The 26,206-nt window shown below is 40.5% G+C and carries 25 protein-coding genes, 1 pseudogene and 1 riboswitch; of the genes and pseudogenes, 11 read left to right on the top strand and 15 right to left on the bottom strand.

Annotated elements, in window-relative coordinates; all coding sequences use genetic code 11:
- Positions 1 to 94: 94 nt before the first annotated feature.
- Together V7K79_RS29915 and V7K79_RS03585 are read left to right on the top strand one after the other, a co-directional pair.
- Positions 95 to 1,551, top strand: a pseudogene (locus tag V7K79_RS29915) (TonB-dependent receptor domain-containing protein); the annotation flags it as partial.
- Between the two features lie 43 nt (positions 1,552 to 1,594).
- Positions 1,595 to 1,762 carry a PepSY-associated TM helix domain-containing protein gene (locus V7K79_RS03585; RefSeq protein ID WP_335044791.1) on the top strand — a complete coding sequence of 56 codons (168 nt, stop codon included), beginning with the start codon at positions 1,595 to 1,597 and terminating at the stop codon, positions 1,760 to 1,762.
- On the opposite strand, the gene V7K79_RS03580 is transcribed toward V7K79_RS03585, so the two are convergent.
- Positions 1,759 to 1,899 carry a hypothetical protein gene (locus V7K79_RS03580; RefSeq protein ID WP_335044789.1) on the bottom strand — a complete coding sequence of 47 codons (141 nt, stop codon included), beginning with the start codon at positions 1,897 to 1,899 and terminating at the stop codon, positions 1,759 to 1,761. The genes V7K79_RS03585 and V7K79_RS03580 overlap by 4 nt on opposite strands.
- Position 1,900: 1 nt before the next feature.
- On the opposite strand from V7K79_RS03580, the gene V7K79_RS03575 reads away from it, so the two are divergent.
- Entirely contained in the window at positions 1,901 to 2,041 is a 141-nt protein-coding gene (locus tag V7K79_RS03575; protein ID WP_335044788.1) for a hypothetical protein, read from the top strand.
- 76 nt (positions 2,042 to 2,117) lie between these two features.
- On the opposite strand, the gene V7K79_RS03570 is transcribed toward V7K79_RS03575, so the two are convergent.
- The 8 genes from V7K79_RS03570 to V7K79_RS03535 form a co-directional block, all read right to left on the bottom strand.
- Positions 2,118 to 3,527 carry a serine hydrolase gene (locus tag V7K79_RS03570; protein WP_335044786.1) on the bottom strand — a complete coding sequence of 470 codons (1,410 nt, stop codon included), beginning with the start codon at positions 3,525 to 3,527 and terminating at the stop codon, positions 2,118 to 2,120.
- A gap of 252 nt (positions 3,528 to 3,779) precedes the next feature.
- A complete protein-coding gene (locus V7K79_RS03565; protein ID WP_335044784.1) occupies positions 3,780 to 4,121 on the bottom strand; it encodes a hypothetical protein in 342 nt (113 codons plus the stop codon).
- The gene (locus V7K79_RS03560) at positions 4,118 to 4,573 is read right to left on the bottom strand and encodes a hypothetical protein (protein ID WP_335044783.1); all 456 of its coding nucleotides are present in this window, start codon (positions 4,571 to 4,573) and stop codon (positions 4,118 to 4,120) included. Before V7K79_RS03560 ends, V7K79_RS03565 begins: the two co-directional genes overlap by 4 nt.
- Positions 4,574 to 4,754: 181 nt before the next feature.
- The gene (locus V7K79_RS03555) at positions 4,755 to 5,603 is read right to left on the bottom strand and encodes a class I SAM-dependent methyltransferase (protein ID WP_335044780.1); all 849 of its coding nucleotides are present in this window, start codon (positions 5,601 to 5,603) and stop codon (positions 4,755 to 4,757) included.
- A gap of 18 nt (positions 5,604 to 5,621) precedes the next feature.
- Entirely contained in the window at positions 5,622 to 6,086 is a 465-nt protein-coding gene (locus V7K79_RS03550) for a hypothetical protein (protein ID WP_335044778.1), read from the bottom strand.
- Positions 6,070 to 7,128: a cobalamin biosynthesis protein CobW gene (gene cobW / locus V7K79_RS03545; RefSeq protein ID WP_335044775.1), complete on the bottom strand. Its 1,059-nt coding sequence runs from the start codon at positions 7,126 to 7,128 to the stop codon at positions 6,070 to 6,072. Before cobW ends, V7K79_RS03550 begins: the two co-directional genes overlap by 17 nt.
- Before the next feature lie 415 nt (positions 7,129 to 7,543).
- Positions 7,544 to 7,687: riboswitch (cobalamin riboswitch) on the bottom strand.
- A 504-nt stretch (positions 7,688 to 8,191) separates the two neighbouring features.
- Positions 8,192 to 9,592 carry an AtzE family amidohydrolase gene (locus V7K79_RS03540; RefSeq protein WP_335044773.1) on the bottom strand — a complete coding sequence of 467 codons (1,401 nt, stop codon included), beginning with the start codon at positions 9,590 to 9,592 and terminating at the stop codon, positions 8,192 to 8,194.
- A gap of 100 nt (positions 9,593 to 9,692) precedes the next feature.
- Positions 9,693 to 9,881: a DUF4089 domain-containing protein gene (locus V7K79_RS03535; RefSeq protein ID WP_335044771.1), complete on the bottom strand. Its 189-nt coding sequence runs from the start codon at positions 9,879 to 9,881 to the stop codon at positions 9,693 to 9,695.
- A 294-nt stretch (positions 9,882 to 10,175) separates the two neighbouring features.
- Between V7K79_RS03535 and V7K79_RS03530 the strand changes: the two genes are divergently transcribed.
- A complete protein-coding gene (locus V7K79_RS03530) occupies positions 10,176 to 10,340 on the top strand; it encodes a hypothetical protein (protein ID WP_335044770.1) in 165 nt (54 codons plus the stop codon).
- Positions 10,341 to 10,634: 294 nt separating this feature from the next.
- Positions 10,635 to 11,078, top strand: a complete 444-nt coding sequence (locus V7K79_RS03525) for a hypothetical protein (RefSeq protein WP_335044769.1) — start codon at positions 10,635 to 10,637, stop codon at positions 11,076 to 11,078.
- Positions 11,079 to 11,627: 549 nt separating this feature from the next.
- Here V7K79_RS03525 and V7K79_RS03520 read toward each other — a convergent pair.
- The 3 genes from V7K79_RS03520 to V7K79_RS03510 all read right to left on the bottom strand — a co-directional run bounded on the left by V7K79_RS03520 (position 11,628) and on the right by V7K79_RS03510 (position 15,158).
- On the bottom strand, positions 11,628 to 12,014 hold the full coding sequence (locus V7K79_RS03520; RefSeq protein WP_335044767.1) for a hypothetical protein: 387 nt from the start codon (positions 12,012 to 12,014) through the stop codon (positions 11,628 to 11,630).
- A 536-nt stretch (positions 12,015 to 12,550) separates the two neighbouring features.
- A complete protein-coding gene (locus tag V7K79_RS03515; protein ID WP_335044765.1) occupies positions 12,551 to 13,744 on the bottom strand; it encodes an MFS transporter in 1,194 nt (397 codons plus the stop codon).
- Between the two features lie 64 nt (positions 13,745 to 13,808).
- Entirely contained in the window at positions 13,809 to 15,158 is a 1,350-nt protein-coding gene (locus V7K79_RS03510) for an MATE family efflux transporter (protein WP_335044762.1), read from the bottom strand.
- A 173-nt stretch (positions 15,159 to 15,331) separates the two neighbouring features.
- Between V7K79_RS03510 and V7K79_RS03505 the strand changes: the two genes are divergently transcribed.
- Complete coding sequence (locus V7K79_RS03505) at positions 15,332 to 15,826, top strand: DUF6174 domain-containing protein (RefSeq protein ID WP_335044759.1); 495 nt, start codon at positions 15,332 to 15,334, stop codon at positions 15,824 to 15,826.
- Between the two features lie 230 nt (positions 15,827 to 16,056).
- Here the strand turns inward: V7K79_RS03505 and V7K79_RS03500 are convergent, their stop codons facing one another.
- Entirely contained in the window at positions 16,057 to 16,512 is a 456-nt protein-coding gene (locus V7K79_RS03500; protein WP_335044757.1) for a DUF4288 domain-containing protein, read from the bottom strand.
- 49 nt (positions 16,513 to 16,561) lie between these two features.
- Here V7K79_RS03500 and V7K79_RS03495 point away from each other — a divergent pair, with 49 nt between their 5' ends.
- From V7K79_RS03495 to V7K79_RS03485, 3 genes are all read left to right on the top strand, one after another.
- Positions 16,562 to 16,825 (top strand): hypothetical protein, encoded by a 264-nt coding sequence (locus tag V7K79_RS03495; protein WP_335044755.1) that lies wholly within the window; start codon positions 16,562 to 16,564, stop codon positions 16,823 to 16,825.
- Positions 16,826 to 17,155: 330 nt separating this feature from the next.
- Positions 17,156 to 17,524 (top strand): hypothetical protein, encoded by a 369-nt coding sequence (locus V7K79_RS03490; RefSeq protein WP_335044754.1) that lies wholly within the window; start codon positions 17,156 to 17,158, stop codon positions 17,522 to 17,524.
- A 296-nt stretch (positions 17,525 to 17,820) separates the two neighbouring features.
- Positions 17,821 to 20,412: a chloride channel protein gene (locus V7K79_RS03485; RefSeq protein WP_335044752.1), complete on the top strand. Its 2,592-nt coding sequence runs from the start codon at positions 17,821 to 17,823 to the stop codon at positions 20,410 to 20,412.
- Positions 20,413 to 20,575: 163 nt separating this feature from the next.
- Here the strand turns inward: V7K79_RS03485 and V7K79_RS03480 are convergent, their stop codons facing one another.
- Together V7K79_RS03480 and V7K79_RS03475 are read right to left on the bottom strand one after the other, a co-directional pair.
- Complete coding sequence (locus V7K79_RS03480; RefSeq protein ID WP_335044751.1) at positions 20,576 to 20,857, bottom strand: hypothetical protein; 282 nt, start codon at positions 20,855 to 20,857, stop codon at positions 20,576 to 20,578.
- 21 nt (positions 20,858 to 20,878) lie between these two features.
- Positions 20,879 to 21,088, bottom strand: a complete 210-nt coding sequence (locus V7K79_RS03475) for a hypothetical protein (protein ID WP_335044750.1) — start codon at positions 21,086 to 21,088, stop codon at positions 20,879 to 20,881.
- A 147-nt stretch (positions 21,089 to 21,235) separates the two neighbouring features.
- On the opposite strand from V7K79_RS03475, the gene V7K79_RS03470 reads away from it, so the two are divergent.
- Both V7K79_RS03470 and V7K79_RS03465 read left to right on the top strand, forming a co-directional pair.
- Positions 21,236 to 24,715, top strand: a complete 3,480-nt coding sequence (locus tag V7K79_RS03470; RefSeq protein WP_335044748.1) for a leucine-rich repeat domain-containing protein — start codon at positions 21,236 to 21,238, stop codon at positions 24,713 to 24,715.
- Positions 24,716 to 24,959: 244 nt separating this feature from the next.
- Positions 24,960 to 25,577, top strand: coding sequence for a hypothetical protein (locus V7K79_RS03465; protein WP_335044746.1), 618 nt, complete (start codon positions 24,960 to 24,962; stop codon positions 25,575 to 25,577).
- Positions 25,578 to 26,206: the final 629 nt, after the last annotated feature.

The following is a 26,206-nucleotide window of genomic DNA, read 5'->3' as shown; positions in this document are numbered from 1 at the left end:
GGGCAAAAAAGTTCAGCTTTTGCAAACAGATGCAGGAGAACAAAAAATCTGGCAATTGAGCGACTTCAAAATCCCCATTACCAACGCAATACCATTATTAGTACAAACACTCTCCCAAGGGGAGAAACAGGGAAGTTCAGTTATACCAATAACGTCCGTGAAAGCTAATCCTACAGACAAAGGTATAGAGGTGATTTTAGAGACACTTTTGGGTACTCAACTGCAAGTGATAAATCGCAGTACTGGTAATAACTTTATTGTAGATGTATCTGGGGGTCAATTGCAACTGCCTAATGGCCAGGCTTTCACATTTCATTCCGAAAAACCGCTTGCTGGAATTACTGAAGTAACAGTTACGAATATTGATGCAAATACTGTGCGAGTGACAGTGGTAGGTGAGAAAATTTTACCAACAATTGAGTTATATGATGATAATGCAGGTCTGATTTTTGCCGTAACAACTACAGCAACGGCGACTTCTCCACAACAGCCCCAAGCACAACAGCCAGAAAACCAGACACAACCCACTCAACCATCAGCATCGGGTGATAAACCAATTGAGTTGGTAGTGACGGGTGAGCAAGATGGATACAATGCCTCAGATGCATCAACTGCAACCAAAACCAACACTCCCCTACGCGACATTCCGCAAGCGATTCAGGTTGTGCCGAAACAAGTTATCCAAGATCAGAACGCGACTCGCCTGAACGACGTGGTAAAAAATGTACCAGGTGTGAATCAGGGAGCTGGATCGTCCCGTAATAGTAACGATAACTTTTTGATCCGAGGATTTGACGCAACTAACAATATCCTTATAGACGGAGTAGCGGCTTTCAGCAAAGCGAGGTTTTTAGCCCTCGTGTCGGGATTGTCTATCAACCGATTCCGCCGATCTCCCTCTACACCAGCTATGGTCGCTCATTTGACCCCGCTCCAGGTTACGGTATATCAGCGCCCCCACAACCCCAGCGAGGTACACAATACGAAGTGGGCATCAAAGCAAATTTAAGTAAGCAACTCTCTACAACCCTGGCATTTTACGATCTAACCCGCACTAACGTGCCAGCCACTGATCCCAATGATCCCAATTTAATCATTCAAGTGGGTGAGCAGCGAAGCCGGGGTATCGAGTTTGATGTGACAGGTGAAATCCTTCCCGGATGGAACATCATTGCTGGCTATGCTTACACTGATGCCGAAATTACAAAAGACACTGCATATCCCGTTGGCAACCAAATTAACCTTGTTCCTAAACATAGCTTCAACTTATGGACAACCTACAAAATTCAATTTGGCAGTTTACAAGGACTTGGGTTTGGTTGGGGATTCTTCTTTGTGGGAGACAGGCAAGCCGATCTAGAAAACACCTTTGAATTGCCAAGTTATTTCCGTACGGATGCTGCTATCTTTTACAAACACGGGCCATTGCGGGCAGCACTCAATTTCAAGAATTTTTTTGATGTAGGCTATTTTGAAACTTCCTCAGATAGGGTGCGTGTTATTCCTGGCGATCCGTTCACAGTACAGGGAACAATTTCTTGGGAGTTTTAATTACAATTTTTCATTGGTGTAAAAAACTATCAACAAATACAAATTGCATTTTGGTACTTTTGGTGGCTTACCGACCCGTATTCTCTACGTTTTTGTTGGGCTATCACCCTTAATTTTATTTATCACAGGTTTTGTTATGTGGTGGTATCGCTATCGGGGAAAAACTGTAGTTAGCCGCACAGTAGAGATATCACAGTCAGGTCAAAATTAACTGACAATTGATTGTAATAAAAAATGGTAAGTTTGTCTGCCAAAATTGTAATGCATAGATGTAGTTGGCTGTAGGCGATCGCTATTGTTTTGTTGAGGTTTAGTAAACACTGTATCAATTTCTGCGATCGCCGACACCGTGAAGACTCCCTATGCTGACAAGCCCTATGTGGTGAGGTTGCAGGATGGGTTGGATCACTTTTTGCAAGTGTTTGTAAATCAGCATACCTGGCAAGTGATGAGCGATCGCCATTTTCCTATTAGTGGGATAGATTCGTAATGATGGCGTTAAACCCTCCCGTGCTGATGTTAAGGCTATAAACAGCAGTTTTGCATTTCGTTTAAATCTAAATTCCTTAAGGTAGCTGGGTTAATTTTGGTTGGTCTAGATATGTATACACCAGTCGGGAAACTTGACGAACAAAATCCCTACCTCTAATGTCATTGTAAGGTCTTCTAACAAAAATCCCTGCTAAGTAACGCTTGCCATTAGGCATTTCAACAATACCTGCATCTCCAATTACAAACCCTATGTCTCCTGTTTTGTGAGCAATTAGCGCTCCCGAACCCAAACCAGCAGCCAGCAATTTTTTATTATGGCAATGACTTAAGATATCTAAAGCCTGAGAGCGACTTCCATCTGAAATTAACTTATGATACTGAATCAATGCTGATAATTTTACTAAATCTGCGGGACTGGTCGTATTAGTTCCCTTGAAATCTCCCAGTAAATGACGAATTACAGTATTTTTCAATCCCCAATTGCGAAACCGTTGATTTAATATTGCCTTACCACCCAAACGGTCAATAATCATATTTGTGGCGGTATTATCGCTGATACTAATCATTTTGTTTATGGTTTGTAGCACAGTCAACTTGGTTCCCACACGTTGATACTGCAAGTCTCCAGAGCCACTTGCAACCAAGTCTCGCCGCATTACCAGGGTGTCATTTAGCTTGACTTTACCAGCGTCTATTTTCTCAAATAAAGCAATCAAAATTGGGAATTTAATTGTACTTGCGGCGGGAAATACTCTGTCGCCACTAATATCCAAATAGTTACCCGTCTCTAAATCCACAAAAAACATCCCTGGCTTTAGGAAACTATAACGAGCCATCAATGCATTAATTTGAGATTTTAGTTGTAGTATCTCCTCACCTAAAGGAACTACCCCAGCAAACATAGAAGCATTGATTGGTTTAGTGAGTATATCTGGTGGACTCAGTTTATTAATAGTTGCAATATTTTGTAAAGGCGCTTTACTTTGGAATAAGAGAACTTGGCGTTTTTGCTGGAGATTAGGGGTAATAGAAATTGGTTTTTGGGAGGATTGTTCGCCAGTCCCTATTCCCCATTCCAAAATTCCCGTTGCAGGTATTTTTTCAATTGATGATAGTTTGACGACCCAATGAGAGCCAGAACCTCGCTGGACTATTACACTTTGAGGAGAAACAGTGTAACCAGGTGCTAATTCAATTACGAGTCGGGTTGTCTGAGGGTCAAGCTGTGCTACCCGAATTTCTCGAATTGCCCTAGCAAAGTTTTGTTTGGTTGTTGGGTAGTCTAAAGTAGTTCCCGATAAGTCAATCACAAGCCTTTTGGGGTTATCAATTAAAAAAACTCTCGGTTGAATACCTGAATCGGTGGTTAGGTCAAGCTGATTATGAATGGGGTCAAAGTGCCAGGATTCTAATCGAGTTGCTCTTGCAGGAGAAGATAACAGCAAAATACTAATTAAGTTCAGGAATAACCAGCGTAATTTCATACAGTATAGTGAGGATAATCTTGAATTTACTGACACAGATTTTCGGGAAGTAAACCAAATCATAACTGATTGAAAATCATAAGCAAGGAAATATATAATGTCAATAATTTTGGATAGAAAATAAAAACTTATAAAGTAAAGATAAATTCGGTTTTATAAAGTTTAGTATAATTTAATTCACACCAGTTTAAAAAACGGGTGGATAAAGCCTTCTCAAATTACTCTAAAAGCACCTATTAACTTGAGATTGTACTATTGAGTATTAGTAGATTGAGAATCATTTTGGATTTTTTTATCTGTACAGGGTGTGATTTTATCTGCTGATGGAAGATACTCACCTTCAACTCCGATAGTGATTCCTATTGTCTGACGTAACGCATTTATCGCTTTTGGACAGTCACAACCAAATTTAGCGTTAGCGTTCGCGCAGCGTCTCGAAGAGAAGCTTACCGTTCGCGTAGCGTCTCGCAGAGAAGGTATCGCAGCATCACTTTCTTCATCTGTCATATTTAGTTCTATCACCTTTTGATTATCAGCTTTTGCCATAAAGAGGCGATTGAAAGTTGCCAGATTTTTATTTTGGATGAGCATCATTGTGTTTCTACTTTTATTGAGAGGGTGTGCTGAGGTTGAAATTCTGCCCATTCTTTGCATACAGTTTGGTAACATTGAGGTGGTGTGATTGGTAATTTAGTTAAATAGAAAAAACCAGCTTGATAACCGTATTCCAATAAAAATACAATATCCTTTTGGGGATTATACTTATCTACAGCTTCGAGAATATGAGCATTCATGAAGTGTGTTTGTAACAGTACGGTATCGGGTGTTGCTAACCAAGCATTTAAGAAAGCTGCAAGATTTTTACGCCCGATAAAATGCGCTTTGAATGTTTCGCCAGCCATACCTAAATGCGGAGAATTGGTACTGCAAATTACGACACCACGTTCTCCTGTTAAATAACCTATCCAAGCGTTGTAACCAATTGCTAATATATTGGTGGCGATAAAAGCTTGTTGCCAATCTTGGATGTTTGTTTCTGGGGTCATCTTGATTAAACTCCTTGTGATATAGCCGTAGTCACATAGGTTAGGACATTTTAAAAGAGTGAAAGCTAGGAATAGTAATAATTTTACTTTCTGCCTTCTCCCTTGGCGCTAGCCTCTCCCTTTGGGAGAAGGGGAGACGCTAAAAGCGATCTGCCTTCTGCCTCCTGCCTCCTGCCTCCTGCTATAACTGCCAGAGTTGGATGGAATAACATAAATGGCTCTCAAAAATTGCGCGTGCTGCTAAACCCTCGACAACTAACTTTTCCAGCCAGCGCTTAAATGCCCAACGACCTAGTGAATATAATGGTGGGAGTGCGATCGCTATAACATCAGCAATATATTTAACTGTACTCAGCCCAAAAGTACGAAAGTTATCAACACACAAGTCAATCGTTGGTGCAACTTGAGTGGATATATCCTCAGTCTTAATTAACTTAAATCCAGTCTGCATCAATGCTGTTTGAAGCTCACTGGCGACATGACAATTAGAAAAAATACCTTTTCGATATTCAGCATCAGAACGCATCATATCAGCAAGCAGCAAATAGCCACCACTACTTAGTAAACGAGCCGCACCCTGAGCCAAATCGTCAACAGCAATATATTGACTGCTTTCGCTGAACAGAACTAGATCGTATGAGTATGATTTGTGAAAATCTTCAAATCTCGTTAAGTAGAAAGGTACTTGCCCGTTGGTATTGTGAATAAATCTCTCTTGCTGAAATGCATCGGGTGCTAATCCCTCAACACTGAAACCGCGATCGCACAAATATGCTGCATTACCACCAATTCCACAGCCTACGTCAAGTACAGTTTTTATCCCTTTTGGGATAAAACTCAAAAGTTTGGCTGTATATGCAGCTTGCGCCACACGCAGGCGAGTTAGAGTTAATTCTTCACCCACAGTAGGTAGTGGTTCCCAATACCCGTAATGGAGATAGTCGGAATTTGTGAGTCCCATGTAATAATCTATCGCTGCATTTTGGTAGCGAGTTGCTTTGGGAATATTGCTTGATTTTGGCTTGAGCATTGAGAACTAAAGTAAGTTTTAGGGTATTAGGCTTGGTTTAAATTCTGACCATCGTTTGCAAATTTGTTCGTAGCAATCGGGTGGAGTAATTTTTAGTTTGTGTAAAAAATTAACCTCAATTTGAGGTTCAGCTTTTAGCACCAGAAGAATATCTTGATGAGGATTGTATGTTGTGACTGCTGGGGAAATTGATGAAATCATCGATGAGCAGATTGATTGCGATATAAATCCACCATCCTGAAACGATCGCAAGTAAAACCTAATTAGATCGGAAGGGAGAAATTGCAGGGTGAAGGAAACTGTATCAACACTTGTATTTGTCGGGTGAGTAACTTTAGTATCCACATCACAAATAACAACTCCCCGCCCAAATGACTGAAATCCTTTCCATCCTGTGTAACCGATTACCAATATATTCTTATGGATAAAGCTGTTTTGCCAGTAGCCGAAATTTCCTTGCCAAACACTATTGGATGGTCGCATTCACTTCCTCTCCCAAGACAATTGACTCAATGCGAACCTGCTCAAGCTGTCGTCCAATCAATACTAATCGCGTTTGACGGGGTTCGTGGAGTTGCCAAGGACGATCGTAAAAGTAGTCAAATCGATTACCAACTCCCTGTAATACCAGACGCATGGCTTTGTTTGGAACTGCTACAAATCCCTTAATTCGATAAATTTCTTGCTGTTGCACTAATGTTTGCAAGCGTTTAATCAAGACAGTTGGCTCAAAAGCTTGGTCTAGCAATAGTTGCACTGCATTAATTTCTTCATCATGTTCATGTTCTTCTTCAGTATCGTGGTGACTGGGGCGACTATCTAGGTTGTCTTCTACAGCAGCATTGAAACCGAGTAACAAATCGCCACTGATTTTACCGTCTTGACAAGGAATTACTTTTACACCAGGGGATAAGTTCTGTTTGAGCCAATCCTGCACCCTGACTTGCGTTGGAAAATCAACGCGATCGCTCTTTGTCAACAACACTAAATCAGCACAAGCTAGCTGATCTTCAAACAGTTCCTCAATCGGTGTTTCGTGTTCTATGCTAGAGTCAGCTTGTCGCTGTGCTAAGAGGGCTGCTAAATCGCCTACATATTGATTAGTTGCCAACGCTTCACAGTCCACCACAGTAATTACACTGTCAACTGTCGCACCTGTGCGAATATCGGGCCAGCGAAATGCTTGTACCAATGGTTTTGGTAGTGCTAGTCCAGAGGTTTCAATTAACATACAGTCAAGGCGATCGCGCCGCTTCAGCAATTCCTGCATTGCTGGTAAAAATTCCTCTTGCACCGTGCAGCACAGACAACCGTTGGTGAGTTCAACAATATTACTATTGGGGTCTTCTTCATCGTCACAAACTTGGCAATCACGCAAAAGTTCGCCATCAATGCCGATCTCTCCAAATTCATTCACCAAAACAGCAATGCGTCGCCCTTGATTATTTTGCAGTAAATGGCGAATTAATGTCGTTTTACCTGCACCTAGAAATCCTGTAATCACTGTGACGGGAATTTTATGCATATAAAGTGTGTTGTTTGTTGATTAATTTTGCGATCGCTAAAAAGAAGTCTTAACCGCAGATATCACACAATAGAGAAGTATTAGTGTAGCAAGATAAAGTACAGCATAGTTTAATTTCACTTCTCTACTAATTTCCAGGTGATGTGGGAAGTAATTTAATTTATTGGGCGCGAACATTAGCCAAATAAATAAGCTTTTCCTTCTTTTTTATGAATAGTTACGCCAAAAAATTAGCGTCAGCGATGTCTACGACAGGCTGTTCGCAGACGCAATTTGTACCCGCAATTGACCATCTACCTTATAGAAAGCCGTAACCTGTAGCGTCTTGATATGTGGAGCTATGAGAATGTTATAAAGCTTAGTGATTGTAGAAATGTTCATAAAGATACTCAATCTGTGCCTCGCAGATGTACACAATTTACAAGTCAACTTCGGCGGGCATTCTGACTCACAAGGCAAGCCTTGATTACAGCTGCGGGACAGCGCCGGATTCACACCGGACTTTCCCCCTTGCGTCTGATGGCTGCTCCCCATCAAAACCGAGATTCCTTTGTATATTAACACACTATTTAGATTACATGAATTGTTGCAACTAAATTGCGAGAAAATTGCAATAATTTAAAATACTTTTTGCAAATTATGGAAATCATTTCCTACGAGGAATATATTGAGCGCAGTCATAGGTGAAGCAAGCTCACCAACAGTCGAGTTATTTGACAGCGATGAGGGTTTGATTTTTGGGTTGACAACCGTTTGCAACACAAGTTAAGTGAAAACTGGTCAATCCGCAATGGGTTTAGAGCTGAATTTGACAATTTTGATGAGGACTGGCCAAGTGCTTCTAACCAAATATCTAAATCAGCCATTCCCTGAAAATCTAACACTGCCTCGACTTTATCCAAAATTAAGAGCTTGGTTTTCTTTACCCGACAAAAACTTTAACTTTTTGGCAAATACTTTTTTCACGTCACTAATTATCGATGAAGCTAAAAAAATATAACTAGCGTCCCACAAAGGTTTCAGCGATAGCTTAAAGGTTGCGAAAAAATGGATAAAGTCGAGCTTAAATAAGGGATTTTAAAATTACTGGTGCTGAAACTACACCTTTTGCTTCTAACGCAGCTGCAACCCGTAAAATTAAGGCTTCATTATATGGATCTGCTATTAGTTGCACGCCTAAAGGTAACGTATTTTGGTGCTGAATTGGTACTGATAAAACGGGTAAACCAATAAAAGATAATGGTTGAGTAAATAGCCCTAAATGAGGACGGACAAGAATTTCTTCGCCATCCAAAATCATGGTTTGTTGATTAATTAGCGGTGCAGAAATTGGTGTAGTTGGGGCAAGAATTACATCGACATTTTGAAACACTTCCCGAAGGCGATCGCGATACCATTTTCTAAACCGTTGTGCTTGGAGATACCAGTTACTTGGAATTAACGCCCCAGCTAAAAAGCGATCGCGTGTCGCTGGATCAAAATCTTCAGGACGCGATCGCAATTTATCCAAATGCAGATTTGCGCCCTCGCTAGCTGTAATCACAAAAGCTGCTGCACGGGCGCGATGTGCTTCTGGTATGATTACGTATTCAGTGACATTTAAAGCATCAGCTACCTTTTGCACTGCTGCTAAAGCTTCTGGTTCTGCACCTTTGGTAAAATAATCAGCAGCGATCGCAATTCTGATATCAGAAATATCTTGTTTGAGTTGTGGTAAACATAATTCAGGCGGACGCTTTGTACAAATTGGATCGCGATCGTCTTCTCCTTGCAGCACATCAAACACCATCGCGATATCCTGCACCGAACGCGCAAAAGGCCCAATATGGTCAAAACTGCTAGAAAATAAAGCTACCCCAGCACGAGATAATCTTCCATAAGTAGGCTTGAAACCAAAAACGCCACACAACGCCGCCGGAACGCGAATTGAACCATTAGTATCAGAACCCAGCGTCAGCGGTACTAACCCAGCCGCAACCGCCGCCGCCGAACCACCCGATGAACCACCAGCAACTCGCTGTAAATCATGGGGGTTGTGAGTAGCACCGTAATGGGAGTTTTCTGTTACAAATCCATAAGCGTACTCATCCATATTCAAAGCACCAATCAGCACAGCACCCGCTTGCTTCAGCTTTGCTACTGCGGTTGCATCTTGGCTAGCTGCTGGGTTTTCTGCATTGATTTTTGATCCCGCCAGAGTTGTAAAACCAGCGATATCGAAAAGATTTTTTACTGCAAAAGGCACACCAGCAAGTTTTCCAGGATGATTACCTTGAGCAATTTCTCGATCAATCAGTGCTGCATCAGTTAAAGCTGTCTCAGCAGTTATAGTGGTAAAACAGTTGAATAGATGATTGTGCGTTGCTATTCGTGCTAACGCAGCTTTAGTAACTTCTACTGCGCTAATTTTACCTTCACGTACAGCAGTTGATATTGTTATAGCATCGGCTAAATTAAAATTCATGCTGAAATATTAACAGATAGCGCCTTTAGCTTTTTGAGTAATAGTAGTCAGCAATAGTTTTTGCTTTACTACGATATCAACATAACTATTCTTGAAACAATTATGGTTCAAAAACTGGTGCAACTTCAATTTCCTCTGGTAAAGGGAAAGAATTCACAAGATTAGCGATCGCTCTAATTCTCTCAAAATTTGCTACCACACCATCTCGATACTCATCTTTTAACTGCAAATCCAACAAAAATCCCATTTGATCGACATATTCACCTATATCAAACCCTTCTCTTATCATCTCTCTTCCTTTGCACCCTTTGCGGTAATCTGCGACAAGCCAAAGCGTCTACCTTATCTTAAACTTATAACTTCTTGCAACAACTGAAATGCAATTCATTTTATACAGTAAACCCAGCTGTTATTTATGTAAAGGCTTGCAAGAAAAGCTAATACCGTTTCTGTATGAAGGTGCGCTATATAAAAAACAAACCGCCAAGGGCGCAAAGGACGCAAAGGGGATTGAGAAATTACATTAATTTAGTTTTCCATAGTAGATTCCTTTGCCGTCAGTGCCAATGAAAACTAGCCCGAATTGCTGTCTGCTAGCTTCCATCACGTTTGGGACATTGCCGATGGGATCTCTGATTCTTTGCATTATCTGCAAACGGCATCTCTGCATGAAGACAAAAATCATCTCACTTACCGTCCAAAATCAACCACGCCTAGCAGTGTTTTACAGCTATTTTCAGGTAAATAGACCAGGCGGTAGGGGCGAAAGTAGTAGCGCTTTTACGACAGGTGTGGTTCAAATATATGAAAACTGCTGTAATTAAGCATTTTTTGAAATATCAAAAATACCTCTGAAGTCAGAGATATATTCTGTGCTAAGGTAGAAGATTTTTTGATTCAGTTTTAGTATCTTGTTAAATGTCATATAAACCAAATTTGTTGCTATTCTGCTAAAGCTAGTTCTTTTAGGTGAGAGAGAAATAATTCTTGGAATAATATTGACTTGTAGTGAATAATTCGTCATCTATTAAAAATAAAAAACATGAATAACAAAAAGAAAGCTGATAGTACTAAAAAAAATTCAAATCGAGAGACAAAAAAGGCTGAAACTAATAAAAAATCATTATCTAACGAATCTGAACAGTCAACTAAAACAATAAATATAGATGGTCAGCGTCCAGTCGATCCAAGTAATATTGAGGTTAAGGAAACAATTGATATAGATGGAGAGCGGCCAATTGCAAAAAATGATAATTATAGCGATAAAACAATTGATATAGATGGTCAACGTCCAATCGGTAAGAGTAATTTTCAAGAAAATGAGATGCTAACTGTAGACGGCGAACGTCCAATTGACCCTAGTGATTTAGAGGTTGAGGAAATTCTTGATATAGATGGTCAACGTCCGATCGCTAAGAGTAAATTTCAAGGTAAAGATACTATAGAGATAGATGGTAGCCGCCCAATAGCTTCAAATAACCAATAGCGTTGATTCGTAAATACTAACAGATTATGTAAACTAAAATTACAACCTTTCTTAATACTATAAAGGGGTGAAGATAAAACAAGGAAACTCAGTAATCTACGTTGTTAGCATAAAGTAACGCTAGAGGTGAAATGTGAGTGTTGAATCAATACTTTTCGGTTAAGAACTAAGCAGTATTAATAATGGAAAAATTGAGTGGCTGGCGCTGAGTACCAGTACCACGATGAACAGACTTTTTAGACAGAAATTTGGAACCAGTTTTTTGACTAGCCGAGGATTGTTTCTCTCCTGCCAAGGCGGAATCTTCTCATCCAAAATCTCCATAATCAACCATGACCAAAAAAAGGGAGATGTTCGGTGGAAGTAGTCTGATTAGGAATAGCAGCACGAATTACCTTGAAAATGCCAGTAAAACCTAAACGAAGATTTGCACAGAGCAACACGCAGTAAAGGCGCACAGATGTGCGCCCCTACGAAAAACCTAACTTAGATTCAGACTTGGGAAGGTTCAGCTATTGTTGCTTTCGCCTTAACTTACGCTCCTCTTGATCAAAAAACACGGTAATACACATCATACGTAGAGCCACTTCCAGACACACGCGTTATTGCCTGACCATTTGTTGCCCCATTGACAGTAAAACCACCTAGAGAATCATCAGAGCCGTTTAAACCGCCGTCTTCATCAAAAAGTTCAATCCTTGCAGGGAAATCAACGCCTAAACCTCGGTTAACTCCAGATGTCTGTCCGGTAGAAAAACCATTAGCTCCCCAGATTTGAGTACCATTGACTGTGATATAGGTATCGTCATCGCCGAATGTATCTGCATCAGCATTGATAGCCTGAAGTTGATCTATAAGAAGGAATCCGCCTCCTCCTTCTATAACAGCCCCTTCTTCATGAGTTAATTGAGCGAATAGTTGTTCGTTATCGATCAAATAAATGTCAGAATTAGGTGTCTTTTTGTTGATGCCTAACATGATTTTTCCCCTTTTTTAATTAAGTGTATACAGAAATAATTAGGTAAGTTTTAATTCACTAAATTGGCATTACATATTTGTGAGATGAATTGGCAATTGTAACCATCAAAAGTTCGTTCCGTAATGGAATAAATCATCTGATGATTCAGCAACATCCCAAATTTGCACGCTTTTTGTGATACTTCCTAAGTGAACCTCTGTACTATGATTCTTACGATGGCTTTTAGGCTTTATGCACTGAGAGCAAAAAATTTGTTCAAAATTCGTAAAATGGTTATAGAGCAAGAAGTTGGGCTTATGCTATTGGCATCCCTCGTAAACTCAAGCTGTTGATTCAGCTTTGCATTTGGAATGCGTAGGCGCAGCCCGCCGTAGGCATCGCACTTTTACTTGCTACGATTATTTAATAAGAGCATCCCAATACAATGGTATGTCTCCATCTCCTGTCACTATCATGTCTATGATAAATTGCAGATATTATAGCATCGCCATAATTATTTATTATTTATGCTTGCTATTGTGATTTTGGGTTTGACTATAACAATAAATGCAAGCAAAGTAAAAACTAACATCTGCCAAGTCACCAAATTCCAGCCACCAAAATGCCAGCAGAATAGACCAATGCTAGTACCTACAGCACCACCAATAAAATAGGTAGTCATATAAACTGTGTTGATGCGACTATTCGATTGAGCATCAAGAGTATATATTCTGGCAACATTAGTGACTTGAATTGCCTGTACACCTACATCTAGTAACAATACAGCAAAAGCGATCGCTAGCGCTGAACTAGAAGCAATTTTAGCAATTACTAAACTTGCAATCACCAGGGATACAGAAATAGTTAAGGAACGTTGAGAATTACCTTTATCGGCTAATTTACCAAAAATTGGAGCCATTAATGCACCTGCGATCGCTACAAAGCCATACATCCCAATTGTGTCAGATTGAAAGTTAAAAGGTGCTCCACTTAAATGGAAAGTCAACGTTGTCCAAAATGAGCAAAAGACACCAAACATTAATCCCCCAATTAAAGATGCTTCTCTCAATAAAGAAAAACGTTTTAATTGTTGAAGCGTTGATTTTAATAAATCAAAATAATTACCACTATATTCATTATTTACATTCGGCAAGTAAATCTTGAGCAAGAAAGTAACAATTAAAATCATTACTGCTGAAAATCCATATACATAACGCCAACTCAAGTACTCAGCAATATATCCACTAAAAACTCTTGCTCCTAAAACTCCAATCAATATACCAGTAAAAATACTGCCTACAGTTTGACCTGTAGTTACTCTATCTATACTTGCTGCTAAGGGAAGAATAATCTGAGCGGAGACTGTTGTAATTCCAATTGCTACGCTCAATATCCAAACCTCGGCGATATTTTGGGAAAACGTCATGAATATCAACAAACAGAATAAACATATAAGTAAGGAAAGAATTAATGTTTTTTTGTTGATTTTATCGCCCAAGGGGATTAAAAAGAAAAGCCCAAAACCGTAACCAACTTGCGAAAGCACAGATATGCTACCCGCTTCACCTTCACTAACTCCAAAAGAAGATGCAATATCTTTGAGAATTGGCTGATTATAATAAACGTTAGCAACACACACACCAGATGCGATCGCCATAATCAGTACCTGAATTTTAGTTAATCCGTTACTTGAAATTTGTTTTTTCATTCAACCTAAGTCGTTATAATTTAGTTGCTTGAGGACTTTTCCCTTGAGTTTCATCTCGTGTTTATCAGTTATTAGTTTTCCTGGTGCTAAACCGCCAAGTTAGGATTATTGCAGCGATCGCTAAACCAATAGCCAATCCCCACCAAAAACCAATAGCTCCAAACCCCAACGAGATCCCAAAAATATAACCAGTGAATAAACCAACACACCAATAAGCAAAAATTCCAATCAACATCGGGATTCGAGTGTCTTTTAGTCCGCGTAATGCTCCAGCAGTAGTAACTTGCACACCGTCAACTATTTGAAAAATTGCTGCGACTGCTAGCAATTTCACCGCCAGTGCAACCACATCTGCATTATTCTGATTGTTGATGTCAATATAAAGAGAAATAATCGACTTTGGTATTAGCCAAAATGCAAGGGCTACTACACTCATAAATAAAGCTGCAATGGCAATGCCTATATATCCAGCTATACGAGTGCCAACTAAGTCATTTTGTCCGGCTAACTGTCCAACACGAACTGTTGTCGCTATAGAAATGCCTAGTGCCATCTGGAATGACATCGAAATTGTTTGTAAAGCAATTTGATGAGCAGCGAGGGCAGTTGTTCCCAATCGTCCGATGAAGAAAGTGACAACAGTGAACAGTCCGGCTTCGACCGCAACCAGACCCCCGATAGGCAATCCAACCTGAAAAATTTCGCCAACAATCCGGCGATGTTCGAGAGGAAAAGCTTTGTAAGACGAAGGTTGAAAAATACCGTAAACTGCAAAGCGAGGCTGATTACATATATAAACTGTCAAAGCAACAAACATACTCCAAAGTGAAAGTGTGCTTGCCCAACCGATACCAGCTAAACCCAGCGCTGGGAATCCCAGTTTACCAAACATCAGCACATAGTTAGCTGTGATGTTCAACAGAGTACCCAAAACCACAGTTACGATCACTAATTGCGGTTGCAATAGAGCAGAAAGAAAGCTTTTAAGTACTGCAAAGCCTAAAGCAGGAATAAAACCCAGTGCCATCGCCCTTAAATAAATTTCTGCTAGTGTTACTGTGTTAGCATCCTGTCCTAGTAAAAGTAGTAAAGCACCTCCATTGTAGAGCAGCAATGTAATTGGTATTCCTAGCACCAGAGATATCCCTAGTCCAAGCCGGACAATTGTGCCAACTTTTTCTCTATTTCCGGCTCCGTATGCTTGGGCAGCTAACGGACTGACAGCAGAAACTATACCATTAAGAATAAACAGACAAAAACTAAAGATAACAGCTCCCAAACCTCCAGATGCAATGGTTTGACTTCCCAACCAGCCCATCATTACCGTATCCACAAAACCAGTTGCAGATTGAGCCAGTTGTGCTGCTGCCAAAGGTACAGCTAACATCAGACATTTTTTAACTTCAGAAAACATATATAGTTGATAAGCTAATGCGCCTATATATTGCCCTATTTTCCGTATAGACTGTCATTAGTCATTTGTGCGTAACATCTTACCAGCTTTGAGTGTCACAAATAATTTCAATGTTTTGGCAATCATCTTGAAGCTACGTTAAAGTGAGCAGTTGGAGTTAAGAATGAATTTATATGCGCTTACCAATTGCAATTAGTGCTATTTTAATGGCATCTTTAGGTTTTAGTGTACCTGTAATATCTCAACCTCCTCCTGTACAGGTAGCTAAAACACCCGCCCCTAGTAGTTTAGCCTTAGAACAATTTAAGATTAATTACCGATTATGGAGACGGCAAAAAATTTCTAACTATCGCTATGAATTCACCAGAAGTTGTAATTGTTTACCGAAAGCTACAGAACCAGTGATTATTACAGTAAGCAATCGAGTTACAAATTCTATTACTTATAAAGCGACGAAACAGCCAGCTAACGCAGAATTGTTTCAACAATATAATACAATTCCTAAACTCTTTAATATCATCAGGGATGCGCTCATTCGGAAAGCAGCAAACTTGACTGTACAATACGACCCAATACTTGGTTATCCAACTCAAATTAATATTGATTATAATAGCCAGATCACTGATGATGAAATATTTTTGACAATTAGCAATCTGCAAAAAAATTAATTAACTATGGTTTCTTGAACAGATTATAAAACAACCGAATGGCGTACTTACCATCGCCTGTGTTTGGAGACAGGGGCAATTCCACTTGCCCCAACACGAGGCTTATACGCACGGTATGGATTCGAGTATCGAGGCCCTGCTGACTACATTGATGACCAGAACAGCGTATTTATCACCTTAGCTTTATTGTAAAAGTTTAGGATGGCGAATGCACTGTTGGGCTGAAGTTTTTAAAGTCTTTCAATAACACCATCGCCACTGATCATTTTTGCGACTTCATCCATAATTTCTTTACTCGTATAGTCTGGCTTAGATGGATCTATTGGTTTTAACGGACGAAAAATAGCTAGCTGAGATTTTGGAGTTAGCATTTGTTGTAACTCGCTTTCACGTATACCAATTTTTTCTTCAAACATCAGTTCAGCACCATGTTCTAATTCATCATGAATCACATCGAGATGCCGTAAGCCTTTATAAGTAAAAGTTACGGTTTGATTTTTGGGATTAAGATATGTGTCGTTACTTTCATAACCAAGTTCTTCCGCTTTCTCAAAAGCCTCTTCTGCTGAAGAAGCACGGACAAGAACAATATTTACATGAACAACATTATGTGGATTTCCCTCAACTTTACACTCAATTACCAATTCAGCGATATACCACTTTGCATTCTTTGGAATGTATGCCATTGCTTATAAAACCCCAAATTTATACCACCATACGCTAAAGAATTCAAAAATGATAATAAATCATTCTTGGCGCGAGCTACGTGTCGGCGATCATATTTGTATCTTGCAATTACCACAAATAAAAATGCTTGAAAATACAAAACAACTATACCAGCGACTTATTGCCGAGCGTGCTATTTTGAGAATTAGTGAAATTGATCGGTGGGGATATCCTGTCATCTACTATAGTTTTCAAAACGAGCAAGGAGGAGAAGAAGCTCATAGTCTGGCAATTGATGAGTATGATATCTGGCAAAAAGTCAATATCATATAGCCAGCTTTGAAAGCTTGTAGCTATATAATGCCAAGCTAGGAAATCTAGAGACTTTGATGGTAAAGCTAAAAATTAATCGGCGCTGTTGTGTCCATTTGTCTTATTTTACCAACGTAGTTAAGCATCTTCACATTTAATATATAGCAGTTCTTGTTGAAGCAACGCGCCCCTACACCTTGCGATATAACGTTGTAATGCATCTGAATGGGAACTGTTAGATGTACTTTCAATTACATTTGCGTTAATCAACTTTGTGAATTCTGAACTATATAATTGCTCAACTTAACTATTAAATAAAATTATTACCAATAGTTTAGGAAAAGCAAAGACGTGAACCGTTTCAAAAAGCTATCCTCAATTGTGTTCCTGTTATTAGCCTTCATGTATCCACCTACTTTGGTTGAAGCCAAAGATAATACTCTAAATAACGTTCTCAAGGAACAGAGTCTTGATGTACAGACAAAATTAGCAAAAGAGCAAAGTGAAGAGTTTTTGTTAGCTCACAGACGGACTCCACGACGTTATCATAGACGGCATCGGACTGGAAAATATTATTATCAACGCCAGTGGAATCGACGACATTATTATAGGCGACACTATCGCTCTATACGTTATCACGGACAACGATATCGTCATGGAGATTGGGAGCTTGTGCGCGATCGCCATGGACGATTAATGTATGATTGGCAACGTTACTAGTAAGCTTTACACCCAATTTTTCTAAAGAATCTTTATGCGTAAATTCTAATCTAGCCAGATTCGCTGTATTGCTAGTACGCTACGGCGTAAATAGCGTAACCATTTAAGATCCCTAAAGAGCTTATTCCATAATACTTTTGACTTCCGCCTTGCGCTACTACTGCATATATCTATCTTTAGGTATAGAAAAATTTCATTATAATTTCATTTTTTTATGAAAGGCTATAAATAGAGTGAACGGTAAGATATTTCAGACATTTATATACCTTCATTGATCACAAGTGATTGCTAAAAATATGTTAGCCAGGGGTAAAATTCTCTGGTTGAGGCTTTCCCGTCTCCTGCTTCAACCGAGGCGGTTGGCTTTTGTGGAAGCTTGCTTGATTGGTCTAGTTTCTGGGTTAGCAGCAGTTTTATTAGGACAGACAGTGGATTGGGCAGGTGCATGGCGAGTGCATCTTTCTTATCATTGGTCTGCCTATTTGGTGCTACCAAGTATTGGATTAGCAGGGGGACTTTTAGCTGGTTGGCTAGTAGAGCGCTTTGCACCGGAAGCATCAGGTAGTGGGATGTCTGAAGTCAAAGCTGTATTGGCTCGTGTGCCGATGCCATTAAATCTACGGATTGCTTTGGTGAAGTTGATCAGCGCTACATTAGTGTTGGGTTCTGGAATGCCTTTAGGACGAGAAGGGCCGACTGTGCAAATTGGGGCAGCCTTGGCAAATCAACTTAGTAACTGGGCACCGACTTCACCAGAGCATCGTCGCCAACTGCTCGCCGCCGGAGCCGGGGCTGGGTTAGCTGCGGCTTTTAATGCACCGATCGCAGGTGTGCTTTTTGTAGTAGAAGAATTACTTCAAGATGTATCAGATATAACTCTTGGTACTGCGATTTTGGCTTCTTTCATCGCTTCAGTCATTTCCCGGCTCTATGGTAGTCACAGCCTGGATCTGAATCATGTAAATTTAGGTCTTCCCGATACAACTTTTTTTGCTCAGGAAATTCCTTTTTACTTGATTTTAGGAGTGCTGGCGGGACTTCTAGGCATTTTATTTAATAAAGGTATTCTTGAGAGTCTAGCAATTAACCGCCGTTTGTTACACCTGAGTTTACCCTGGCGAATTGGAATCGCTGGGTTAATTAGTGGAGCGGCGATCGCCTTTTTACCTGCTGCCTTTCGCGATCATGCTGGGCTGAGAGAAATTTTGCTTGCGGGTAATGCTAATTGGTCATTTGCAGCGATCGCTCTTTTAGTTCAGTTTACCCTAATTATTTTTACCTACGGCTCTGGAGCGCCAGGGGGTTTGCTAGTTCCCACTTTGGCCTTGGGGGCTGCCCTTGGTTACTTAGTGGGTGCTGTAGAACACAGTTTGCTGGGAATGAGTGCTGCAACAGTCTATGCTCATGTTGGCATGGCTGCCTTTTTTAGCGCCGTCTCTAAAGTTCCAATTACAGCAGTTGTGATTGTGTTTGAGATGACAACAGATTTTAATCTGGTGCTACCGCTAATGATTGCCTCTGTGATTGCCTATTTAGTAGCGGAAAAAATCGATCAGCGATCGCTCTACGACCTTTTACTAGAGTGGAAAGGGATTCACATCACCAAAGAGCCTGGTACAGAGGGACTTCTGGGACAACTGAGTGCTGTAGATGTGATGCAACGGCGTGTGGAAACTCTCTCTAGTCAAATGAGTACTGATGAAGCAGTACAGGCATTTTCCGACTCTCACCATCGCAACTTTCCAGTTTTAGAAAATGGTAAAGTTGTTGGTATTGTAACTCAGAAAGATTTAGTTAATATTGCTTCGCAACAGTCAGGTAAAGATACAACTGTTAGCGAGATTATGACACCAGAGCCTGTGACAGTAAATCCCACAGCAACACTGGCTCATGTACTACATATACTCAATCGTTATCACCTTAGCTGTTTACCCGTTACAGAAAATCGCAAGCTCATAGGAATTATTACTCGTAGTGATATTATCCGTGTAGAAGCAGAGCGACTGAGTGGTAATAGCGCACAAAGAGAACCCAAATCAGCACCTTCTTATGTGGTTTACCAAACTCGCGCTCCGGCTATAGGCAAAGGAAGGTTGTTAGTACCACTTTCACATCCTCAAACAGCTGAGACTTTACTAGACATGGCAGTTGCGATCGCTAAAGATCGCAATTATGAAATAGAATGCCTACAAGTGATTATCGTTGCGTCTGGCCGCATCCCATCAGAAACACCAGTGCAAATCAGCAAAAGTCTTCAACTTTTCCAACGGGCAATACTATTAGGAGAAGAGTGGCGGATTCCCGTTCATACCGAGATCCGAGTTGCCCATAATGTTGCTGGGGCAATTTTAGAGATTGTTAAAGCACGACACATAGACTTGGTGCTGATGGGATGGAAAGGCAGTACATCAACTCCTGGTAGAGTTTTTAGCCGAGTGGTGGATACGATAATTCGACAGGTTCCTTGTGATGTTATCTTGGCTAAATTGGATGATAAAAGATCCTTTGACCGTTGGTTGTTGCCAATGGCAGGCGGCCCTAACTCCAGCCAAGCAATTAAGTTATTACCTGCTTTGGCTTCTTTAAGTACATCACCCCAAATCAAGCTATGTCAGGTTTTCCAGCCGACTAACTCGACTCCTGACACCACATTACTAGATAAATCTGTTCGCTTTCTGCAACGCCGAGTTAGTGGTGAAGTGATGGCTACTCCCGTTTGTGCTAGTTCTGTTTCTGAAGCTGTTCTTAATTGTGCCAAACAAGACAACAGTGATGTGATTGTCTTGGGAGCTAGCCGTGAAAGTCTACTGCAACAAGCGATTCAAGGAAATATTGCCGAGAATATTTCTCGCAAGAGTAATTGTACAGTGATTATGGTTAAAACTTAATGTTGAATTACCCCCCTTAATCCCCCCTTGGAAAGGGGAGAAAAAAGAAATCTAGTTCCCTCCCCAATACATACGGGGAGGGTTAGGGTGGGGTAAAACCCAGGTTAATCAGCTATTTTAGACTTGTGTATACACTGTGGCCTTAGTAAAGGAAGCGTTTGCTTTACTCAAAAATAACAAATGCGATCGCCGAATCAACAAATGCGATTGCCAAATCAACAAATGCGATCGCCATATCAACAAATGCGATCGCCATATCAACAAATGCGATCGCCGAATCAACAAATGAGTTCGCCAAATTAACAAATGCGATCGCCAAATCAACAAATGCGATCGCCGAATCAACAAATGCGTTCGCCAAATCAACAAATGCGTTCGCCAAATCAACAAATGCGTTCGCCAAATCAACAAATGAGTTCGCCAAATCAACAAATGCGTTCGCCATGATTGCAACAATTTAGCTTTGTCACGCCAGCGTAACGCACCCTTCGGGTTCAGCAGTCGCCTGCAAAGGGAAACCCCCCCGCAGCGCGGCTTCACCGCAAATCTTTAGTGGATGAAGTTTTTCCGACTTACGATCGCTCGATTTTGTAAACAATGCCAAAAATTGATCGCAAATATAATCACACAGAGAGCTAGAAACCAAATTTAGATATGTGCGATCACCATATCTCATTCGTTATATAGCACTTCTTGTTTGAATGCAGTACACCCCGATAAACGGTAGGGGCACAGCATTGCTGTGCCCCTACGAACTTTTACTTAATCAGTTAAGATCATCTCATTATCAATCTTCTTTCCTTTTACCCTTATCCTTGGAATTATGACGCAGGATGAGTTGTTGGTACTGATAGATCGCGCCGTGGCTGAGGGTTGGCAAGAGTTAGACTTGTCGGGACAGGAGTTGACTGAGTTACCTGTAGAAATTGGTAAGTTGCAGCAGCTTGAGTCTTTGATTTTGGGAAAGAAGGTTGAAGGTTATGAAGAAGTAGGAAACCGCTATCTCCAAAAGGTTTCGGGCAATAATTTAAAAACGCTTCCACTCGAACTATTGGGTTTGCCTAATTTGCGTAAGTTGGATATTAGTGGCAATCCTTTAGAGAGCATTCCCGATGTGGTAACGCAAATACTACATTTAAAGGAACTTATCTTAATTCGAGTAGAGTTAACTGAAATACCTGATGCGCTCGCTAATTTAACCAATCTGACGCAGCTTGGCCTCAGCTCCAACCAAATAACCCAGATTACAGAGGCAATCGCTAAATTAACCAATCTCACCCAGCTTGACCTCCGTCGCAACCAAATAACCCAGATTACAGAGGCAATCGCTAAATTAACCAATCTCACCCAGCTTGACCTCAGTTCCAACAAAATAACCCAGATTCCAGAGGCGATCGCTAAATTAACCAATCTCACCCAGCTTGACCTCCGTCGCAACCAAATAACCCAGATTACAGAGGCGATCGCTAAATTAACCAATCTCACCCAGCTTGACCTCAGTTCCAACCAAATAACCCAGATTACAGAGGCAATCGCTAAATTAACCAATCTCACCCAGCTTGACCTCCGTCACAACCAAATAACCCAGATTACAGAGGCGATCGCTAAATTAACCAATCTCACCCAGCTTGACCTTAGTTCCAACAAAATAAGCGAGATACCAGAGGTGATCGCTAAATTAACCAATCTCACTTACCTTCAGCTCAGTTTCAACCAAATAACCGAGATACCAGAGGCAATCATCAAATTAACCAATCTCACTTACCTTCAGCTCAGTTACAACAAAATAACCGAGATACCAGAGGCGATCGCTAAATTAACCAATCTCACTTACCTTCAGCTCAGTTCCAACCAAATAATCAAGATACCAGAGGCGATCGCTAAATTAACCAATCTCACTTACCTTCAGCTCAGTTCCAACAAAATAACCGAGATACCAGAGGCGATCGCTAAATTAACCAATCTCACTTACCTTCAGCTCAGTTCCAACCAAATAACCGAGATACCAGAGGCGATCGCTAAATTAACCAATCTCACCCAGCTTGACCTCAGTTTCAATCAAATAAGGGAGATACCAGAGGCAATCATCAAATTAACCAATCTCACTGACCTTCACCTCAGTTCCAACCAAATAACCGAGATACCAAAGGCAATCACCAAATTAACCAATCTCACTGACCTTCACCTCAGTTCCAACCAAATAACCGAGATACCAGAGGCGATCGCTAATTTAACCAATCTCACCCAGCTTGACCTCAGTTCTAACAAAATAACCAATATTCCATTAGAAATTTTTAATTCAGGCCATACGAAAGAGATTTTGAATTACTTGAGGCAAATTTGCACAAGTGAAACTCGACCATTACACGAAGCCAAACTCTTGCTCATCGGACAAGGCAGCGTCGGCAAAACATCCCTCATCAAGCGATTAATCCGCCATAAATATGATAAAGATCAACCCCAAACCGACGGACTCAATGTGGAAACCTGGAACGTGCAGGTCAATAGTAAAGACATCCGCCTGAATGTTTGGGACTTTGGCGGACAGGAAATTTATCATGCCACCCATCAGTTTTTTCTGACTAAGCGCAGCCTCTATCTCCTCGTTTGTAATTGTCGCACCAGCGAAGAAGAAAACCGCATCGAATATTGGCTGAAACTAATCGAAAGTTTCGGCGGACAGTCCCCCGTGATTATCGTTGGCAACAAAAAAGACGAACAACCCCTCGACATCAACCGCAAAGCATTACGCGAAAAATATCCTAACATCCAAGCGATTATCGAAACCTCCTGCCAAGAGAATATCGGCATTGATGAACTTCGCACCGCAATTTTGCAGCAAATCGCCAAGCTCAAAGAAGTCTACGACCTTTTACCCCTGGCATGGTTTGAGGTTAAAGAACAACTCGAATCCATGACTGAAGACTTCATCAGCTACAACCGCTATATCGGCATCTGCCACCAAAAAGAGATTCCCGAAGAACAAAACCAAGAGCAACTAATCGACTTGCTGCATCGACTCGGCTTGGTTCTCAACTTCCGCGATCATCCCATCCTCAAAGATACCAACGTCCTCAAACCCAACTGGGTGACAGAAGGTATTTACGCGCTCCTGAGTGATGAAAACCTCAAAACTAAAACCAAAGGCATTTTCACCCACGCCGATCTCACCTGCATCCTCAATCCAGAGCGATACCCCACCGAGCGTCACAGTTACCTGATCGGGCTGATGAAAGAATTTGAGCTTTGCTTTGCACTAGAATGTGAGCCACCACAATTCTTAATTGCGGGACTTTTGCCCAAAGACCAACCAGACGAAACAGAATTCCACGACGAAACCCTGGAATTTCAATACCATTACAAAGTTCTCCCCGAAAGCATCATTTCCCGCTTCATCGTCATCAGCCACGAAAAAATTCATAATCAAATATATTGGCGCAGTGGCGTAATGCTGCAATATCAAGAAAACAACGAAATCTACAACATCGCTCGCATCAAAGCCGATCCCGAAGACAAAAAAATCTTCATCACCATTAGCGGACGTAAAGAAACCCGCCGCTTATTTCTCGGCATTCTCCGCGATGTCTTCCAAAAAATCCACAAAAGTCTTCCCAATCTCGAAATCACCGAATGGGTTCCTGTCCCCAATCACCCTGACCATCCGCCCCTTGACTATCAAGAACTCCTCGGACTCGAATCAATGGGTGAAAGCACAATCACCATCGGCAAACTAAAACTGAAACTCGATTTGCGTCAACTACTTGATGGGTATGAAGATATAAGAACTCGACAAAGACAACAAATAGACAAAGTAATTATTGAACCAGCCCCTATTAAGGAACCAATTATGTCAGAAAGCATCAGAAACCAAATATTTATTAGCTATAGTCATCAAGATGCAGAATACTTAACAGAACTGCAAAAACAACTAAAACCCTATATTCGTGCAGAATGTTTCATCGTTTGGGATGACACCAAAATCAAACCTGGCGCAAAATGGAAAGCCGAGATTGAAAAAGCATTAGCCACGGCTAAGGTTGCTATCCTGCTAGTCAGCCCTGACTTTATAAGCTCTGATTTCATCGACAGACATGAGCTTCCCCCCTTACTCAACGCAGCCGAAGAAGAGGGATTAACCATTATCTGGATTCCAATTAGTGCAAGCTCATACAGAAAAACCGACATCGAAAAATACCAAGCTGCTCACCCTCCAAATAAACCCCTCGACACTCTAAATAAGGCAGAACGTAACCAAGCTTGGGTGAAAATTTGCGAAGAAGTCGAAAAGGCAATAATAAAATAGAATCTATGTCAACATTTGATTTTCAGGTTTTACCGCCATCACTGTATTAACAAAGTGTTCAAATATTCCACTATTCTTGAATTAATTCATAATTAAGAGATTGTATTAGTTGGTAATTAGTAGTAATAAATCATTATATGATATTCTAATAATTAAAAATAATTTTTGTAGCTGTTTTTACATCAGAGTTTAGAAATTCCGAATCTAATGTATAGTCTTTCGTGAGTGGTATTGAGGAAAAAACGTGGAATTTCATAATTTATTGTATCTTTTTACTTTAGTAAATATTGCTACATTTGCTCTGAGTGTACCTGTATTTGCTCAAATCGCCCAGACTCCCTTTAATTCTTCACAGTCTAATTGTCGTGCAACTAAAGTAGATACTCCCATTTTCAAAGAACCTTCAACATCATCCAACGCTATTAGAATATTGTCGGCAAAAACAAGGGTTATTTTAGCATATATACCAGTTAGCGGAGATAGATTTGTCAGAATTAAATCTCCGACTTCCGGATTTATTCAAACAGCCGCGCTGAAATTTTGTCAGACGAATAACAACGCTCAAAACCTATGGAATAAACCTACTATTGGCAGTGTATGTCGGAAAATTGCCCGACAGGAAACTATACGTCGCCAACCAAGTACAAAAGAACCTTTTATTACAACACTTTATCCAAACACAATTATATTTGTGAACTTGGTTACAGGTAATATCGTTAAGTCATACAAATCTGAAAATTATATTTGGGTAGAAATCGACCTTTCTAAAAGTTTCCCTGGAGAACTATCGGGGAATGGTTGGATGGTCAACACTGACTTAATAAATACTCCTGGATTAAGCAGTCTAGCTTATTGTGGTTAGTAAATTATTTATAAGTATGTTATTACCCAGATAAAAAGCGTGTTTTAATCCTGAATTTTGATGTATATTCGCATTAATATAATAGTCACTGTTGAAGAAGCTAACAAAAGCATAATATCAACGAAAAAATGTGCTTCATACTTTACTTTCGTTCAAACACAAAAATAATAGAAATTGGTTTGTTTGTCTTGGGATCGGATGGCTCATATAAATTTAGCAATCGGTAATTCAAAGCATGGAATTCGTCGATCCATGATTCCAGGGTTCTAAAATACCAAAGAGTAGGGTAAAATGGTCGATCTGGATTTGGTTGCCATGAAGTTTCGCGCCACCCATTGGAGTATGGAGAGTCACCACAAGCAATTATCGGATGAAGTGTTTGAATAATTATTTTGCCTTTGTCTTCTAACAAGCTATGACCTGCCTTGGCGATTTCATCAAGAGCGCATTCGCCTAGAATTGAAAAGTTGCAGATAAAGCAAGAAAAATAGTTAACGGTAATAAATCAAGTACCAGTTCCGAGGTGAAAAAATTAAAGGGAGCATCCCACTTTGGCGGATATACCTTTTCTGGGAGAATGTATGAGAATACACAAGCCGTCCGTCTAAAGCATGAACCCGGAAAAACAA

The sequence above is a fragment of the Nostoc sp. genome (genome assembly GCF_036917575.1).
Classification (GTDB): domain Bacteria; phylum Cyanobacteriota; class Cyanobacteriia; order Cyanobacteriales; family Nostocaceae; genus Nostoc.
The sequence above is the reverse complement of the archived record's forward strand: the minus strand, read 5'-3'. Positions and strand labels throughout refer to the sequence as shown.